At 65.0% G+C, this 17,921-nt stretch carries 5 protein-coding genes; all 5 read right to left on the bottom strand.

The window, feature by feature from the left end:
• Positions 1 to 3: 3 nt before the first annotated feature.
• Positions 4 to 2,670, bottom strand: a complete 2,667-nt coding sequence (gene pglZ, locus AC1M0F_RS00185) for a BREX-2 system phosphatase PglZ (protein WP_480236186.1) — start codon at positions 2,668 to 2,670, stop codon at positions 4 to 6.
• Complete coding sequence (locus AC1M0F_RS00180) at positions 2,667 to 6,389, bottom strand: BREX-2 system ATPase PglY family protein (RefSeq protein ID WP_480236185.1); 3,723 nt, start codon at positions 6,387 to 6,389, stop codon at positions 2,667 to 2,669. The genes pglZ and AC1M0F_RS00180 overlap by 4 nt, the downstream gene beginning before the upstream one ends.
• On the bottom strand, positions 6,390 to 9,992 hold the full coding sequence (gene pglX / locus AC1M0F_RS00175) for a BREX-2 system adenine-specific DNA-methyltransferase PglX (protein ID WP_480236184.1): 3,603 nt from the start codon (positions 9,990 to 9,992) through the stop codon (positions 6,390 to 6,392). It abuts the gene before it with no gap.
• Complete coding sequence (pglW, locus tag AC1M0F_RS00170; RefSeq protein ID WP_480236183.1) at positions 9,989 to 14,155, bottom strand: BREX system serine/threonine kinase PglW; 4,167 nt, start codon at positions 14,153 to 14,155, stop codon at positions 9,989 to 9,991. Before pglW ends, pglX begins: the two co-directional genes overlap by 4 nt.
• 202 nt (positions 14,156 to 14,357) lie before the next feature.
• On the bottom strand, positions 14,358 to 17,843 hold the full coding sequence (mobF, locus tag AC1M0F_RS00165) for a MobF family relaxase (protein ID WP_480237331.1): 3,486 nt from the start codon (positions 17,841 to 17,843) through the stop codon (positions 14,358 to 14,360).
• Positions 17,844 to 17,921: the final 78 nt, after the last annotated feature.

The raw sequence follows: 17,921 nt of genomic DNA, 5'->3' as shown, positions 1-17,921 counted from the left end.
CTCCTAACGCAGACTGAACTGCTCGCACAACAAATGGCGGTCGACGAGCACAGTCGTGCCGTCAGTGTCCATCGCGACGACGTCGAATCCGTCGACATTCAGCAGGCGGCGCAAAACGGCGAGCGTCTGCTCGAGCACCGCGGCGGAAACTCCGAGGACGGTGGCGAGCATCTCGCCCGGCACCCTACCTCCTCGTTCCTCGGCGGTGTCAAGGATGAGTGCGACGATTGCGTCGTCGAGCGAGCGGCGTTTCAGCCGGTCGCGCTGTTCTGCGTACAGCTCGGAGGCGAGCAGAGCGCCGCTCAGCGACGTGTCGACCGCTACGGTGTCTTCCGCAACAGCGGGGATGTCAAACATTGCGACATCGTTCGCAGGTGCTGATTTCGGCTTCGCGGCTCGCTTCTCGGGCTGGGCCGTAGTGGCGGGCATGGATGCCTCGACGGGCGCGCCCTCGTACCACCATTCCGGGGCCTGAGGCGGGGCATCCAGCCAACCATTCGGGGTGGCTGCCCCGGTGGGGCGCAGCACGAGAATTGGTACGGTCAGCTCGGCAAGGCTCGCGCCACCGTGGTATCCAGCGGCCTTCGCGGTGTACCGGAGCCCCTCGGCTCTGGCCAGCACTGCGGAACCACCGGGGGCGAGCACGCGCGGCCCGGCGACCATTATCTCGTCTGCTGCAGCGGGTGTGCCGAGCGCGCGCCAGCGTGCACCGCCGCTCGCATCGGCGCGGTACTCGCCACCTCGTTCGATGACGTGCCCGTGGTCAGAGGTGAGCACGACGGTGCGGCCTGCAGTCGTCGCGAGCGAGAGCAACGCGGGCAGGTTCGCGATCTGGGCGAGCGTCCACCGGGTGGCGTCAGGGTCGGCTTTGGCGAGGGCGTCATCGATGGTGTTGAGCACAACGCCGACCACCTTAAGCGCAGGGTCGGCGATCGCAGATTCGACTTCGGCCGGCAGCCGTTGCCCAGCCGGCGAGCGGAGGTCGTCCTTGTGGAAGAGTGGACCGCCTGTCTGTTTCTTGAATGCGGGCTTCTCAGAGCCCTGGCTTCCGTCGGTGAGTCGGCCTGCGAACAATGACGAGCGTGAGTAGCGGGTGATGCTCGGCAGAGTCGCAAGAGCTGTCAGTCGCTGCGTGTGTCCCTCGGGGAGCACTTCGACCCACCGCAGCCGTCGCGCGTCGTCAGCGAGTTCGGCGGCGACGGCAGCGCTCATACCGTCGAGCACGATGAGCAGTACTCCGGCGCTAGCAAGCGGTGCTACGACACGCTCGAGCAGTGCCTCGACCGGGATGACAGTGGTCGGCGTGTCCCCGCTGAGCACGGCCGCCGCGTTGGCGTCTTCCGCGTCGCGTCGCGCGGTCACACGCTCGGCGAGTGTGGCGTAGGCACGCGCGAGTGCAGGTCGGCTGGATCCGTGCCACGTAACGCTGCGCGCTCGATCGGCCCACGCCGAGCCGTGCCAATATGCAGCGGCGGCGCTGTCGAACGTACGAGGGGTTACCACGGCGGAGAACGCGAGCCAACGCACGAGCCTGGCCGCCATCTCGACGCCGAGCTGTTCGTCGACGTCGCGCGCGGCGAGGTCGTGCGCCCGCACTTCAGCAAGCGCGCGATCGACAGCTTCGGCCGAATCATCCGAACCAACCGGCTCAGCAGCGGCATCCACGGCGGACGCGAAGGCCGTGTAGCGAGCTTCGAGCCCAGCCGGCAGTAGAGCGGAGTTCATGGCGCCCTTGGCCCAGTCGAGGTCGGCGAAGATCGCCTCCGCTTGTCGCAGCACATCTTCAAAGCGCGAATCGCCAGCCGCTTCAAGTCGCAGGATGACGGAGCGCGCCGCCTCGCCGAGCAACTTCGCGTCGGCACCCGCGACCTTGGTCCCGAAGAATCTTTCTTCGAGCCGCACCCTCGCAGCTTCCGGGGCGGCTGCGTGCTCATTCCAAAGCAGATCGGCTACGAGGGCGACGGCGAGCGTCGAGTACGTCGTCGCCCGCTCCTTCGCGTGGAGCGCGAGCGCGGCGCTTCCGCCGAGGTGCTTCCGCGCGCCGGCCAGAATGCCGACGAGCTCGCCGGAGCGGTAGTCGCGCAGTCGAGCATTCGTCTGCGGTTCGTCAAGGTGGTCGAGGAGCGCGACAAGGTCGACCTCGTCTACGCCGTCGAGACCGAGGAGATCGGCGAGAATCGCGCGGATGACGTGGTCGCCGCTGAGCGTGCCACTCGTCGCGACGGGCCAGCCTGCCGCTCGTTGATGGGCGAGCAGCATTTGCGGCAGCCAAGCCCCGAGGTCGCGCACACTCTTGTCGACGTTGGGGTTGCCGACCTTGAATAGCCCGGGAACGAGCTCCCACGCATCCACAGACTGTACCGAGTGACGCTCTGCACGCAACCGCACGGCACTGCCGAGCTGCTGGTCGTCGAGGGCGGTGAGGACGACGATCGGCTCGGCCGGATGCTCGTAGTACGCATCCAGCACCGCAAGTTGGGAGCTGCCCACGACGACCCGAACTGCCTCGCTACCGACCGCAATGGTCTGGTCGCCGGTCCACGTCGGTGCCGCGCGCAACAACAGCACCTCCGCGCGTCGTTTCGGGTCTCCTCGCCACTGTGCGACGCGCCCTCGCAGGGTGGGCGCGTCAAGTGTCGGGGCCCAGGATGCTCCACTAGCCACGCTCACTGCACCTGCCACGTGATGCCCACGTGCTTGGCCGTGTCGCCGCCGAGCGCGGCCTCGATGGCCTCACGCAGCTCCGAAATCACCGGTTCGAGCCGATCACCCGACGCGCTGAGGTGCCCGTTCGCGGTGCTCGGCGCCTTCGGCCTGGCAGCCGTATTGTCGGCGTCGGTGTACGCAGGCGACGGATGCTGCGAGCCGGTGCCGCTCTGCGTCGACGTCGGAACGTGTGGGGGCTGAGGCGTCGCTGCCGGAGTCGTCGCAAGGAGCGCCTGCTTCGAGATCTCGGCCGCTTCAGCCAGTCGCGCGACCAATGGCACTGCGGACTCGTTCGCTGCGGCGGCTGCACGCAGCGTCGTCAACGACTTGTCGACCTGGGGCAGCCCGAGCGTCGCTGCCTTAGAGATAATGTCCCACGCAGCACCGTTGAGCGCACGCGAAACCGAGGCTGCGCTCGCAATCGACTTCCCCACTGCAACCGCTGAATCGATGAACGTCGTGTCGGCGATTACGGAGATCGCAACCAGCGGGTCTCGCTCCTTCGAGAGAGCTCCGAGCAACTCGGCGGCGCACCGCGCGGTCGCGAGTCGTCCGGTGAGCGCGTCGGTGTCGAAACCGAGCGGAGCTGCGTGCGCCTCAAGCTGCTCGACGAGGCTGACCGTGTCAGCAACGCGCTCCCCCGCTGCACGATGGATCGCACCTCCGAGCCGGCGGACGGCTCCCGAGCTGCGGTAAGTCTCGGCAGGCGACCCGAGTACGACCGAGACGACGGCATTCGCGCGAGCCCACGCGTCCTCCTCGGGCAGATTCGCCGTGCGGAGCACCAAGTCATCGGTGAGGAACCCCACACCAGGGCGGGCAACTGCGGACAGACCACGCACCCACTCTCGGTCGGCGACGATCGACCACGCAAGGATGACGGTGTCTTCAAGATCACGAGACATACCGCGGTCCGCAAGCCGGGCGCGCATTGCCCCGGCCGTAAGGTTGCCCGCGAGCTCGGCTTCCCACTTGGTGAACTCATCGCGCCAACTGAACTGGGTGATCTGGGAGATAAAGACGTTCTCGTTGAGCGAGCCGAGCCCGAGAGGTACGGCAACCGAACCAGCGAGTCGCTTGTCGACCGAGGTGAGGCCTTCGGCGCGGCCGGAGTGTTCGACGGCGCGAGTGACGAGCGCGAGCGAGTCGTCCAGCTCACGACGTTTGACTTCCGAGTGGCCGAGATCGGGATGCCCCGGATAGGAGTTCTTCCAAGCCTGCTCGAGTGCCCCGGTGAGCCCACCCGAAAGCGTACCGGTGACCGGGGCTTGAATGGTCAGGCCCGGAACGAGGGTTGTGAAGATCTCGTTCGGCAACAGTTCGTCGTCGGCGTCACTCGTGTCGGGCGCGGCTACTCCATACGCACGCAAAATCGCCCGCCCGAATGACTCGCGCAGATTGGCTCGGTTGTTTTCGAGCGCCTGGCGGGCGGCGGGCCGGTCACTCACCGGCAGGTGGTCGGCGTTCGCATCGAAGCGGTTCTCGGTGAGCAGGTACTCGAGCACGACGAGACGTCCGAGGTCGTTGAGTCGCGTCGCAGTAAGAAAGTTCGGCAGCCAGGTAATGGTGTCGGCGGTGATGCCCTTTTCATCTCTCAGCCCCGAAACGCGCGCCAGATCGTCGCGCGGTCCTGACTGCCCGTCGGCCGCGTAGGGGAAGTCGATGAAGACCTTCCATTCACCCTCGCCGGTTTCGAAGTCGTAGTCCTTGAAGTCACTGGCGCCACTGTGGAGGTTGCCGAACCAGATCGACGCTACGCGCTTCTGCCCCCGCCAGACGTGCGGGAACGGGATGCCCTGGCCGAGCATCGCCGTTGTATTGCCGAGCCCGAGCCCGTCGAGCACGAGCGAGCGAATGAGCGCGCGGCGTGCGGGCGCCGTGTCTTCGCCCGTGACGCGGCTGAGGATCGAGTCGTAGTCGACCCCGGAGAGCTGCACCGACACGAGCGGGTCCACACGGCCTTCGGCGACGTGGATCTCACCGAACTCTTCGGCCCATCTGCGCACGAGCGTGAGCGCCTGGGAGGTCTCCATGCCGGGCACGAAGGCGGTGATCGAGCCGTAGTTCAGTGCATGCAGCTTCGATGCAGTGAGGTTCTTGAGCGACGCGGCCCCGGGTGCTAGGGCGGCGATGAGCAGTGTCTTCGCCAGTCGGTCTTCGGTGCGGAAGGGGTGGTTGCGCGCGAGTCCCTTCGCCGTGGCGTCGGTGAGCCCGTGCTTGTTCAGGAGGAAGGGCCGCAGTTTGTCGGTGTAGAAGCGAGCGGAGATTTCGAACCCGGCGCGCACGTTGTCGTCGAGTGGTTTCGAGGTTCCGAGCGCGACGTAGTCGTACAGGTCGCCGACGGGGATGACGTCACCGGCGGTGAGTTCGTCGTTGCCGTCGATGAGAAGTTCGGTCATCAGTGTCAGCGCGGTGCGTTCGCGCTGCATGATGTTCGACAGGGCGACCATAGCGTCGACGAGTGCCGGCGAGAACGGGAAGACGCTAGCGAACTCCGCTTCGCCCGAGGACGCCTCGTCGGCGAGCAGACTGTTCCACACGGCGCCGTCGGCGCGGACGCGGGCGAGTGAGGCCTGCAGCGTGTCGGCCGCATCGTCGCTCACGGGGCGCAGCAGGCGCTGTTTGACGATCTTGGGCAGGTCGGCGGCGCGCAACTGGATCTTCTCGAAGCGGTCGTCCCAGTACTGCAGCGTTTGCTGCTGAGAGACGCGTTCGACGCCGAGTGCGCTGTTTCCGAGGAACTGGGCGAGTTCTCGTTGGCGGGCGACGAACGAGATGAAGGGCACGGGCAGGCTGCCGGAGCCGGTTTCGACAAGCTTGGCGACCTTGGATGCTTCGCTTTGGATGAAGGCCTGATCGGAGAGGTGCTGCCCAAGCCAGAGCACGAGTTCGTCGAGGAACAGCACGATGCCGTCATAGCCGAGCGCGTGTGCGTGGTTGCTCATCGTGCGGAGGCCGGACGTGATGTCGACCCACTCACCCGCGGCCGAATACCCGGTGAAGAGCGTCGCCGTGAGGTCGCTCACGAGGCGGTCACGGTTGGCTTCGCCGGGCGCCTGCCTGAGGGCCAACTCGAACGAGTCTGCATCCCAACCGGTCGCGAGCGAGCCCCACCCGCCGCCGGCTTTCGGCGAGATTGTGGCGAAGAACTTCTCGTCGCCGAGCAGCTCGCGGTGGGTGCGGGCATCTTCGAGAAGCTGGTCGCTTGCGTGCAGGAACGGCAGCGGGGCTTCAGGATGCTTCGCGGTGACTGTCTCGAGGTAGCCCGCGAAAAGCGCCGATTCGAGGTTCTTTGCGCCGATGAGGTGGTAGTCGACGGCTAGGAACTGTTTCTCGAGCACGTCGAGGTGTTTGCTGACGACGGGCGCCATGCCGTTGACCTCGCGGGCCGGCAGGTGCTTGGTGAGCAGCAGGTGCAGCACGGCCATGAAGTGCGACTTACCTGCACCGAACGAGCCGTGGATGTAGGAGCCTACCGAGATGCGGTTCGTGACCGCCTGCTCGACCATCGACAGCGCCTCATCGAAGGACTCGGCGATGGACTCGGTGACGACGTAGTCGTTGAGGGTGCGGTCGGCTCGGGCGACGCCTTCGTCGAGACGCAGCACGAAGTCGGCTGCGTTGGCTCGCGCAGGGATCGAGATCAGGTCACGGAGCGGCGTCGTGAGCGGCAGAGCGGTCATCTACTTGGTGCCTTTCGGGGAGGCAGCGCGGCCGCGGCTAGCGGCGGGAGGCTGCCAAGTGGTCACAGTGTCGCGGGAGAGCCGCGTCTGAGTAAGCAACTGGTCCGTGAGGCCACTAATCGCGATGGCCGGGCTGACGCCGATCTCTGGATCGACGTCGCTGTGCCACTGGTCGAGCCAGGGCTGCAATTCGAGTAGCCCCGCGACTAGCGGCGCGACGTCGTCAGCCGTACCTCCGGCCAGGATGAGCTCCATGGGCAAGCGCGCGAGCGCCTGCGAGCGGTCGGCGTGGTTCCAGCCGGCCCACCCGTACAGCGGGCTCGCGTCGTTCGGACGGTATGTGCCGGGGTAGGCGGTGAAACGCTCTTTCGGCACGTCGAGTTTGCCTCGTGCCTTCCAGTACGTGGGCTTGCGGAAGTCAGCCTGCCCGTACTTCGGCGGCACCGGCACGGTTACCTGCTCGCCGCGGTCTTCGGCGCGCTGCAGCTCCCACGTGCGCTCCCACGCCCGGAATTTCTCGAGCCCCGACGGCTTATACCGCCATGCCGCTAGGTATGGCACCGACTCGTCGCTCAGGAGCGAGCCCACGACCGTTCGGAAATCGATGTCCTTCGCCCCTGCCGCAAGCTGCGCGAGCTCCACGAACCGATTGTCAGTGCGTACGAGCTCAGCAAGGTCGTTCACCGAGCGTGTTACCGGACGCCCATTCGCATCCACCCACAGCGCAGGCGACTCGAGGTGATCGAGCATTGCGTCTCGCAGGGCATCGGCAAGCTGACGCGCGTAATGCTCGGCATGCCACGTGCGCTTATATTCGGGCTGCTCGAGTAGACGGATGTGTGGGTTGTTCGCGACCTCTTTGAGTCGACGCTCGACAACTGCTTTGTAGTCGCTCGCCCAATCGCACGGGATGCTTGTGATCTGCGTCTCTGCGAAGTCGGAGAACCAACGTGTTACCAGGTCACTGGCCGCGACCTGCTGCGCCAGCACGATTTCAAACGTTCGCTCACCGACACGGAGCCGATCGAATTTCCCCGAGAACGTAAGGTCGGTGTCGATCAGCCCATAGCGGCGATAGGCATCCCAGTCGAGCTCGTCCTGTTCGAAAATCAGACGGCCTCGGAGCTCCTCCGATTCTCGTGCTGCAGCCTCAATGTGCTGCTCAAGGTTCGCGGAGCTGTCTCTAGCAGCAGCGATCACTTTCGCCGGAGCGAGCGCTGCAAGTTCCTGCGCTAGCGAGTCGAGGCGTCTGCCTCGCTCGGCATTGAGCGTTGCCGGAAGTGGAAACTCTTGCAACTTGGTACCAGTGAACTCGTAGAAGTCTCGCCACTTCTCGTCCTTCGAACTCCCCCCGCCAGGACCGCCCTTGTTGTGGCTGACTTGCTTGAGCCAGAAGCACGCGATGGAACTGTTGAGTACGCCGAGCAGCTCCAGATGCTGATCCTCACTCGCCCCTGCCTGCAACTGGATGAATGCCGCGTGCCGATTGAAGATTCGACGCTCGCGATCGAGTGCGAACTGCGCGTGCGTTGCAACGGACGCGAAGGGGATTGTGAACTCCGCGTCTACCCGCCTGTGGGAAACTTGGTGCCATTCCCACCAATCACGACCCTCCTGCTTGTAGGTTCGCTTCGAGAACGTGGCTCGCGACCAAGTCTGTTCACGAACGGGCCAAAGCCATCGGTACGCACCAACACTTTCAGTGATATCGCGGAGTGCCCCCTTTGAGTATGGAAAAAGGGCCGCCATCCCTGGGCGAATCTGATAGTCGCGTACGTCCACGCCGGTGACGAAATCGCGCACAACGTCAATCTCAACACCCCGCCGACTAAAATCGCGTCGCGTCGCCAGAAACGCATCGTCAGAATTTGTCTGACCGGTATAGCCGAGATCCGGGCCGAGCTCGGAAAGTGATCTCGCGGACCGCTCGATGTTGGCCTTCAGTGCTGCTGCCGTCGGATTTTGGATGAGCCAAGGGTGCGAGTTGAACCTTGCCCGCTCAATCATTCGTACTGCAACAAAGTGCCCGTCGAATATCTCCAGTTCGGCAGACGCAACGATCTCTTCCCATACGTGGCCGTAGGTGCCTGTAGGGGTGCTTGGTTCACCACGGAGGCTTGCTACAGCTCTAACAGATCCCGTGTTCGATCTGCGATGACGCCCAAATACGATCACAGTTGGGGTCCCGTGACCCGGAATATAGGCGCCAGAAGAATCAATTACGGAAGTAATCTCAATGGGATTAGTGACATCGAATCCAGCGATCACTTCTTCGACAAGCTTGACGCCAAACTCCTGTGTCATGAACCCATTGGACGTAATCTGCCCGACGTAGCCGGCGCCTTTGACTCCATTTTCGCGCGCGGCCAGTTGGAAGAACAGTTCGAAGAATGGGGCCGAGAGTTGATATTGCCGGAAGGCGCTGCGATAGAGTTCCCGATACTTCTGGTTGAGTGCCGGATCCTTCACGGTAATGTACGGCGGATTGCCGACTACAACGTGATACTGATTTGGCTGCAGGATCCCGTAGTAGGCTGCGATATCCTCGTTCGAATAGTTGAAACTCTCCGCATCGTCATAGAAATCGAGCTTCACGCTCGAGGCCTGCGATCCGAGCAGCGAGTCGCCAATCGCGAGTTTGAGGTTGTAGTCGGGCGCGCCGACCAGCGTGCGGTCGCCCGCGGCCTGTAGTGCCGCGACAGTCAGGCGGAAACGGGCGATTGCGACGGCGAAGGGATTGAGGTCAACCCCGTGCACACTCGCGAGGGCCAGTTTGACGCGCGCGCGAGCATCCATCGCTGGGGCTTCGCTCGCCCACGCCGCGTTGAGACGGGCGAAGGCGCCTAGCAGGAAGTGGCCCGAGCCGCACGTCGGGTCGATGACCATCAGCCCGTCGAGCCCGAACTCCTCGATCGCTGGGGTGAGCGTCTGGTCGAGGATGAACTCCTCGACGAACACCGGCGTCTGCAGCAGCGCGTACTGCTTCTTCGCGAACTCCGAGAGGTCTTGATAGAGGTCGCCCAGGAAGCGGGTGTCGAGGCTTGCATCCGTGAAGTCGTGAACGATCTGGCCGCTCGCGTCACTCGCCCGCCAGAACTGCAGCAGCCCGTCTGCCGCCTCACCTGAGATCGGCGCCGACCACACCATCGAGTGATCGGGGTCGACGAGCGCCCGCCCGGCCGGCAGCTCCGCGAGCGCCCGAAACGCGTGCCGTAGCCAGTCGGGACCCGCAGCCGTCGGGTTCGCCGTGTAGAACGCCGACTGGTTCTCGACCGCGCGCTCGGTGCCTTCGCCTGGGCCGGCGAACCACGGCAGCGCAACCCTTGTGCCGTCGACCACGAGTCCGTCGAGCAGTCCGTTGTCTTCGCTGAAGCGGATGAATACCGACGCGATGATCCACGCCACCGCGGCCTGTGCGACCTGCCCATCACGCCAGTCGATCCATGACAGACCGGTGCGCTCGCGTGCGGTTGCCCAGCTGAACTCGGTGCGAAGGTTCGCCCCCCACACGGTCGTCTCGTCCTCTGCGCGGGCGCGCAGGTCTGCCTCGAGCACCTTGACCTGCCCTTTGAGGGCGGAGAGGAGTTTCGCGGAGTCGATCACAGCTTCACCTTCGAGTTCTGCGCCGGAACGGCGATGGAGCTGGGGACGGGCAGTACTGAAGCCAGGGTCGTGGGGAGCTCGATCCACTTGCCGGCGCCGATCGGCATTGGCGTGCCGTCAAGGTCGGGAACCGCTGCGGCGCCGTGCTTCGGCAGCAGGAACCAGCGGGCTGCGGCACGCTTCGTCGACAGGTCGATCGTGCGGGCGATGAGGTCGACGAGCCCGAGATGCGCGAGCACCGCCGCGTTCTTGAAGAGCAGCGCGGTGTCGCGGTCGTTGAGTTCGGCCCAGGCGCTGCTCATGGCCCGCTTCGCAAGCGTCTGAAGGTTGCGCTGGTCGATGGTGCTGGCATCCGGCTTGTCAGCATCGACGACGACCGGCCATTCGGCGCCGACCGACGCAGCTGTCGCGTGCAGCTGTTCGACTGCGAGGGCCGCGAGATCGACGATTTCGACCCCGAACCGCGCCGCCAGCGCCGTCGCGGAATCGTCGTAGCTCCCCCATGTCGTCGTCAACACCAGCGCGCTGCGGTGTTGCACCGACTCGGCGAGCGTGGGCGCAAGGGTGTCGCTGGGCAACGAACCCTGCATTGTCGTCGAGCGAGTCGAAGCTCCGTACGTCGAGCCGTCTTTGACGAGGTAACGGTCGAGGTTCCACTCGAGGTGCGGGTGCGTCGTATGAACGATCGCGTCGAGCGCCGGGTGCGGCGGAATAGCCGTGATCAGACGGAAGCGCCCCTTCACACGTCGCTCGATGCCGTCGGGCGTGAGCTCGCGTACGGCTACCCCGCCTAGGGCGACCTCGATCGCGCGCGCCGGCGACAGGTCGCATCGGTACACCTCATCGAGCGACGACTTCGCGCCCGTTGTCGACGCGGCCACCGCAAAATCGAGCAAGCGCGCATCCGAGAGGTCGACACCCGTCGGCACGAGCCTGCGCAGTCGGTCGCGCACGAATGCCGCCGGTGCGACGTCGCGGCTCGACAGCATCTTGTCGATCTCGTCACCGAGGGAGCGCCCCATCGCGAGCAACTGCTCAGAGCCGACACCCGGCTCTCCCCCGCCAGCGCTCTTTGCGGCGATCGTCGCGAGCAGCACAGGCGCCCGCTCGTCCCGCGGGCGGCGCTTATCAACTCGTGGCACCTCCGCCGTGGCATCCAATTCAACGACGGCGCGCACGAGCCCGCGCGCGTGCCGCCGCCGTTCCTCGCGGAGCTTAGCTGAGCCATACCGTTGCAGCAACTGGTCGGCGACCTCATCGTGCGTGGCGACGAGCCCGAAGTCATTGACAATGTTGGCCACATCTTCGACGACGTCGCGGAGCTTGCCCTCCTTGCGCCACCGCGCCACGGACTCCGAGACGAGCCGAGACACCGCTGCCACCTGCAGGCCGAGCTGGTCGGCGATCGACGTGAACGAGGGCCATGGCGCATCACCAGGCGTCTGATCTTCGCCGAGTAGCAGCCGCAGTACCGTGACCTGCTTCGAGTTCTCGGCAGTCATCCGGGGAATGAGTGTTGAACGGTGACGCTCGATCGACAGTCGTCCGGCCGCCACCTCGGTCGTCGAGTCCGCCTCTTGTTTCAACCGCGTACGCCACTCGCGAACCCGCCGCTGCACCTCCTTGCGGTGCAGCTCGCCGAGTCCACGAATCTGATTGATCTGCATCGGCGGCACGCCCAGCAGTTCTCCAACGGTCGACACACGAAGCCGGCCTAGTCCAGACCGCGCCCGCACACTGAGGCCGGCCTCAGCGAGCGGTGTATCGAGGGTCGCAGCCGCGGCCTGCGCGTCAAGCAGCTCCGTCGTCGAAGCATCTACGTTCTCGGGCTTCGACTCGGCGAACAAGCCCAGCCAAGCCACTTCGAACTCGTCGAGGGTTTCAAAGCGGGCCTTTGCCTCGGGCGCAAGCGCCCGCGTGAAGAACTCCGCAAGTGTGGCCGCGTGCGACTCCTCAAACTGCGACGACTGAACGACCGGCGCCTCGCTCGGGTGCTCGGGTGCGTTGCCGCCCGGCCAGAACGGCGGCACTCCCGCCGCCATCTCGAAAAGCGTCGCTGCGACTGAGAACAGTTCTGCAGAACGGTCATACTGACGGCGGCCAGCGAGATCGAGGTACGGGTCAAGATAGGGCCTCGAGCCCGACTTCATGTGCGTCAACGGCTCGCGCGCGAGCGACAGGTCAAACAGCGTGAGTCGCGGCTTGCGGGTACCCGGGTCAGGCGCGACCGCGAGGTTCGCCGGCTTGATGTCGCGGTGGAACACCCCTTTGCCGTCGAGGTACCGCACAGCTTCAAGCAGGTCGCGGCCGTAGCTCTCGAGCTGCTCGATCGTCGAACGGCCCTCGGTCTGCAGTCGCGCGGCAAGCGTTTCGGCACCCGCATCGCTGAGTACCAGCGCGCTTCTGCCGCCGACCTCGAGCGGGCCACTGAGCAACCGCACCACACGAGGGTGGTCCAAGCCGGCGAGCACCTCAGCCTCGAATGCTAGTCGCGACGCCGCCTCATCGTCGCGAGCGAGCTTCAGGATGACGCCGGTCTTCGTCGTCTCGTAGTCGTCCACCAGAAGCGCGACGCCGGTCGTACCCGCACCGCGCCTGGCCGTGATCTCGAACCGGTCGCCGATAATCTCGCCAGGCGAGGCATCCAATGGGTCGATCTCGACCTTGATCTTCTCGCCGCGACCCAGGTATTCCTCGTTCGCGCTCTCCAATGCGACGAGGAGTGCGCCGACATCGATGGTTCGCATCGACTCATCGAACGACGTTGCCTCCCGCACGACCTCCGCGAACACCTCGGGCAACTCGGGCTGCACCGCGAGGGGGTCGAGCGAGTCCGCAGACTGGTACAGTGCGTGCAGATCCTTGGAGTTCTCGGAGGGATCGCGATCGGTGAAGATGCGGTACGCAAGTGCCCCGAGCCCATATACGTCGAGCGCGATCGGCGATGGCTCGCCGAGATACTGCACGACCTCGGGGGCGAGATATCCCCACTCCGCCTCTGCGATCGCCTCGGGGATGTCGGTCGTGCCGAGCATGGTGCGCGAAAGAGTAGTACCCCCAGCCGCCTTTTGGCCGGCGAACCAGTCACGCACCGCGACAGATACACCCTTCTTCGAGGAGCGTACCGTCACCCGGAGTGGCGACAGCGCCCGGTGCATCACCCGACGCGAATGTGCTGCCTTCATGACCTCGGCGATCTTTCGCACGAGCGTCACGCGTTGCTCGATCGACAAGGTTGCCGCGTGCTCAACGAGGTAGTCGCCGAGCGATACTTCGCGGTCGTCGTACTCGAACACGAGCACCGGCCCGACACTCGAGTCGACGTACTCGATCGGATGCGTGATGCCCTTGTGAGAGATGCCGTCAGTCAGCCGAAACTCACGCACGGCGTGCCGCTGGATGTCGGCAAACGCAGCCTTCGACGTGCCGCGCGGAATCTTGAATACGCGGATGCGACGATACGACTTCGTCCTTGGGTGCGTCGCAAGCAGGTCGACCCAATCTTCGTCTTCGCCGAGAGGATCGGCCGCATCGAGGTTGTAGTCGCCCACCTTGCGTGTCTTCGGAGTGGGCTTGAGGTCGGCCTGCTCGATGATCTGGCGGATCTTCGCCGCACGAGCCTTATCCACAGCATCGCCCAGGTGAGAGGCGGGCGCAGCGAGGAACTTCGAAAATTCTTTGCCCGGCCCCGCCATCTTGATGTTGTACCCGTCAAGGGTCGTGATGCCATGCACGTTCGGCTCGACGTTGACCTTGGAATCGCGCCCGTGCAACACCATGAGCGACCCGAGCCACGGCACCACGTTCTTGTTGGCGCCGTGCTTCTGCGCAACCGAGGCCAGCAGGCCCGAGAGCTTCTTCGCTTTGCTGTCTGCCGCGACCGGTGGGTTGCCCATGTCGCGGCCGTTCTGATGCCAGCGGTTCTGCTTGATCAGCAGTTGCCCGTGCCACCCCTTGAGCTCGACCACGAAGAGCCCTGCCTTCGTGAGCAACAGGACGTCGACCTCGTTGAAGCCGCCGCTGTTCGCTACAAACGTCAGGTTCACCCAAGCCGTCGTGATGCCGTCCTCGGGTAACAGCTCGCGCAAGTCGTTGAGCGCGATTGCCTCGAGGTTCTGGGCGGGCTTGCCCATCACGATCCAGCTCGGTGAGCCTGCCTTCATCGTCGGGGCTCCGCAGACACACCAAAGCGCAGCAGCGCAACATCAACGTTCATTCGGATCCTCGGTACCAGTCGCCAACCACGGTTCGGGAAAAGTAGGCGTAATCAGCATTGTTTCAGATTGCGATGAAAACTCCGCAGCGCACGCTCGCCCACTTGGCCCCCGTTCGTGGCAAAACACCCAAAACGTCGCCGTGCGCCATTCAGATCGGGATGTGGGCGGGGGGAAGCCCTGGAGCAACTACTCGTTTCAACGAATCGTAAGGGAAAGGATCATCCGTAAGCCGGTGTATCGCCCGGAGTGCCGCGCGAGCGCGGGCGGCATCCATTTCCTGGGTTCTGGATTGTGGCGCCTGGCCGAGCGGGCTCATGCTGACGACCCCGTATCGTTCCCGGTATGCCGCGATGGTGCACCCGCGCTCTCGCCAGGCCCTGGCAGCGGATCCCCCGGGTGCTGTCCCGAGCGCACGCGTCCACGGCGCCTTCGTCAGCAGCGCCTGATCGAGGACCGCGCTCGCTCGGGCTTCGATCAGGTCGGCGCGCTCGATGAGAGCTCGCCGCATGTCAACGTCCATCGGCCCGGTCGCGCTCGGGATGAGCCCCACCACCAGTCGTGGCGTCCTGCGCGTACGACCTGCACCGCCGACTCGAGCGACCTCTGATGCGATCCTCTCGTGAACGACCGCCGCGACATCCTGCGCGTCGTCGAACCCGCGGGCTGCGACAACGCGAGTAAGCAGACTTCTGACGTCGAAGTGGTGGGCCTCGGCCCGGCGCAGCTCGCGGTTCAAGGCCCCGAAGGCATTCGACTCGACGGCGGCATCAGTCTGGCTCTGCGAGAGCCCACTCTCTCGTAGCAATGAGACCCATCTGTCGCGCTGCGCGGCCGCCGCAATAGTCTCGTACTCGGCTGCAAGCTGTGTAATCGACCCCCACGCGTCCTGCTCGGCCACGATCGTTTCGTGCGCAGATTGTTCGGCACCGACGTGCTGGAGCACCCCGTAGAGGACACTGCGCGCTGTCGAGTCGGCCTCATTACCCGGGCGAGGTCCAACGTGCGCGGCATCCGGATGGTCGACGGCTACGTAGGCGATATTCGCCTCGCGACCGCGCGTCATAGCGACGTAGAAGTTCTCTCGCGTCGTACTCGAGGCGACGACGACGTGCGCCGTATCGGTGGTGATGCCTTGCGCACGGTGAGAGGTGATGGCGTATCCGAGTTCGACGTGGCGCTTCATGTACTCGGCGGGAAGCACCACTGCGCTCCCCCACCGCCGGCCGTGCCGTCGCACCTCGGCCGAACCGTTCCGCCGCACTCCGATCACGGTCCAGCGGTCACCGTTTCGCACCCAGGACCGGGCCGCACTGAGCCGTCGATCGTTGCGGCGCGTGATGATCGTGTCACCGACAGCCACATTTGTTCCGTCATGGAGGGTGACTTCGCGAAGCGCATCCACTCGGCCCTCCAGGATCAATTCTGTGCGAGCGCGCATGTTCAGCGACGCCACCGCGTCATTGGAGTCGCTGATCAGAACCGTTCGTTTGCCGGCTCGGGTGTCTACACGCCACGCCTCGTATGCGGCATCTGCCATTGCCTCAGTTGTGCCCTCACGAACACGATCGTGCGCGACATACAGGTCGACGGATTCGGTGTCGCCCTGACGCAACCCGAGGGATGCCGTCTTCTCCCACTCTTGGCTGAACCGGTGCACGTCGACGAGCTCGGGCGCGTCCGCCCGATTGTGGACCAGCAGCGAGAACGCTCCGCCAGCATCGACCGACTGTAACTGGGCGTGATCGCCAACCAGCAGGATTTTGGCGCCGGCGTTCGCAGCGAGTGCACTGACTCGGCCCAGGGATAGTGTTCCTGCGAGGGATGCCTCGTCGATGATCACGAGCTGACCGGGGCGGAACGTCGCTCCATGAACGAGGTGGTTCTGCCACCATTTGGCCAGGTTCTCGGTGGTGATGCCGAGTTCCTCCCCGAGAACCTGCGCGGCGGCCGCCGAGGGGGCGAGCCCAACAACCGAGCCTGCACCATGTTCCGCCTCCCAGGCTCGCCGGAGAGCGTGCATTGCCGTTGTCTTGCCAGCACCGGCCGGGCCCACGAGCACGTCAATGACGCGTCCAGAGCCAGCGATCATCGCGAGCGCTCCGAGCTGACCTTCGGCGAGCACTCCGCCACCGGGTAGCTGCGCGCGGGCAACCGAACGCAAGGTTGCCACTGCGACTCGTGGCCCCGTCTCATCGGCTGCGCGTTCGAGCAGTCCGGCCTCCGCGTCGAGCAACTCCGACGAGGTGAACACGGTGGAGTGCTTCGGGTGAAAGACCGACGTCCCGTCGCTCCGCTGGAATGCCTCGGGACTCGACGCGATCTCCGGCTGCGTGAGTCGCAGTGATGCGCGTTCGGCAGCATTGACAACACGGTCGAGGACGGCTTCACGTTCGGATGCCGACGCGAATCGGAGGTGCATCATCTGGCGCGCTGCTTCGGCTGCCAGGTTCCAATGCCGCCAGGTGGACCGCTTCTCGCTGACCGCCGTCATCACGCTCAACCCCAGCGAATGGACGGTTTCGGGCGGCACATCCTCCGCGCGCATCACCAGCACGGAGGGGTTGGCGGGTGCGGCACCGGCCCACGGCGTCGCATCCTGTCCCAGCACCTGTTCCGCGCGTGCGCGCCATTCTCCGGTGAGTTCTGTGAGCGACCGCCCGTGCTTGGCGGGGCGTGTGGAAAGTGTGGCCTGAGCGCGCAGCTTCATGATGGTGGCCGGCCCGGGACGATGACCGTGCCGGCCCACGTACGCTTCGATCAACTCGTCGGTCTCAACATCGATGTGTCGCGACCTCGTCGAAAACTCTGCGACAAGCGCCTCCGGAACGAAGCTGATCGCCCATGCAGGGTGGCGGTCTCTCCCCCGGTCCCTTCTCTCCCATTGCACGCCGAGTGCTCGAGTGAGTGCGTCTGCGAACAGGGTCTCGTGCAGTTCGGACAGCGCAACGACCGCTCCGTGCATCGGGCGGCCGTCCAGCGAGCGCCACTTGCCGTCCAGCACGGTCTGCACCTTGTTACTAATCACCACGTGCGTGTGCAGGTGCGGGTCGCCAGACCGGCTGTCGAAATGGTCGAACGCCGTAGCGATCAGGCCAGACACATCGACGTGCGCAACGGCTCCGTCGTGCGCTGTGGTTCCCGTCCGCGTCGCCGCGACCTCGCGCTCCATGAATGCGACGACCTCGGCAATCGACGCGTGGTGCGCATCCACAATCCGCGACTGTGTCGCCGCGTCTGCCACGCCCCAGAGCACGCTTGCCGACTTCGGAATCGAGAACGTGAAGTCATACCCGGCAACCGCACGTCTCCGCGCACTCATCTCCTGGGAACGGCCCGTCGGCGCTGGACCTGCCGGGCTTTGATACGCGGGGTAGGCGTGACCGAGAGGCGAGCCGTCAACGGGGTCGCACCCCAACCCGATCAGACTCTGCAGATGTGCCTCCGTAACTTCGTCCCCCTCGACGATGAGACCCGAGCCGAGGCCACGGAGGCCGCTTCCCATCCATCGACCCGGTGGCGTTCCTTTCGCACTGTAGTAACGAGTCAACGGAGTGGACAGAGACCGCTGCCCGTCTCCGGCAGCGACCGTGCGCAGCAAGTACTTGTAGCCGTTGCCGGCACTCATCACCCGCATCGACACTGTCACCGGCACACCTCCCACATTGCTTAGGAGGTGTGCCGCCTCGACCTGCAAGAGGCGTGGCAATTCGAA

It is taken from the genome of Mycetocola sp. Y719, from assembly GCF_056713205.1.
The sequence above is the reverse complement of the archived record's forward strand: the minus strand, read 5'-3'. Positions and strand labels throughout refer to the sequence as shown.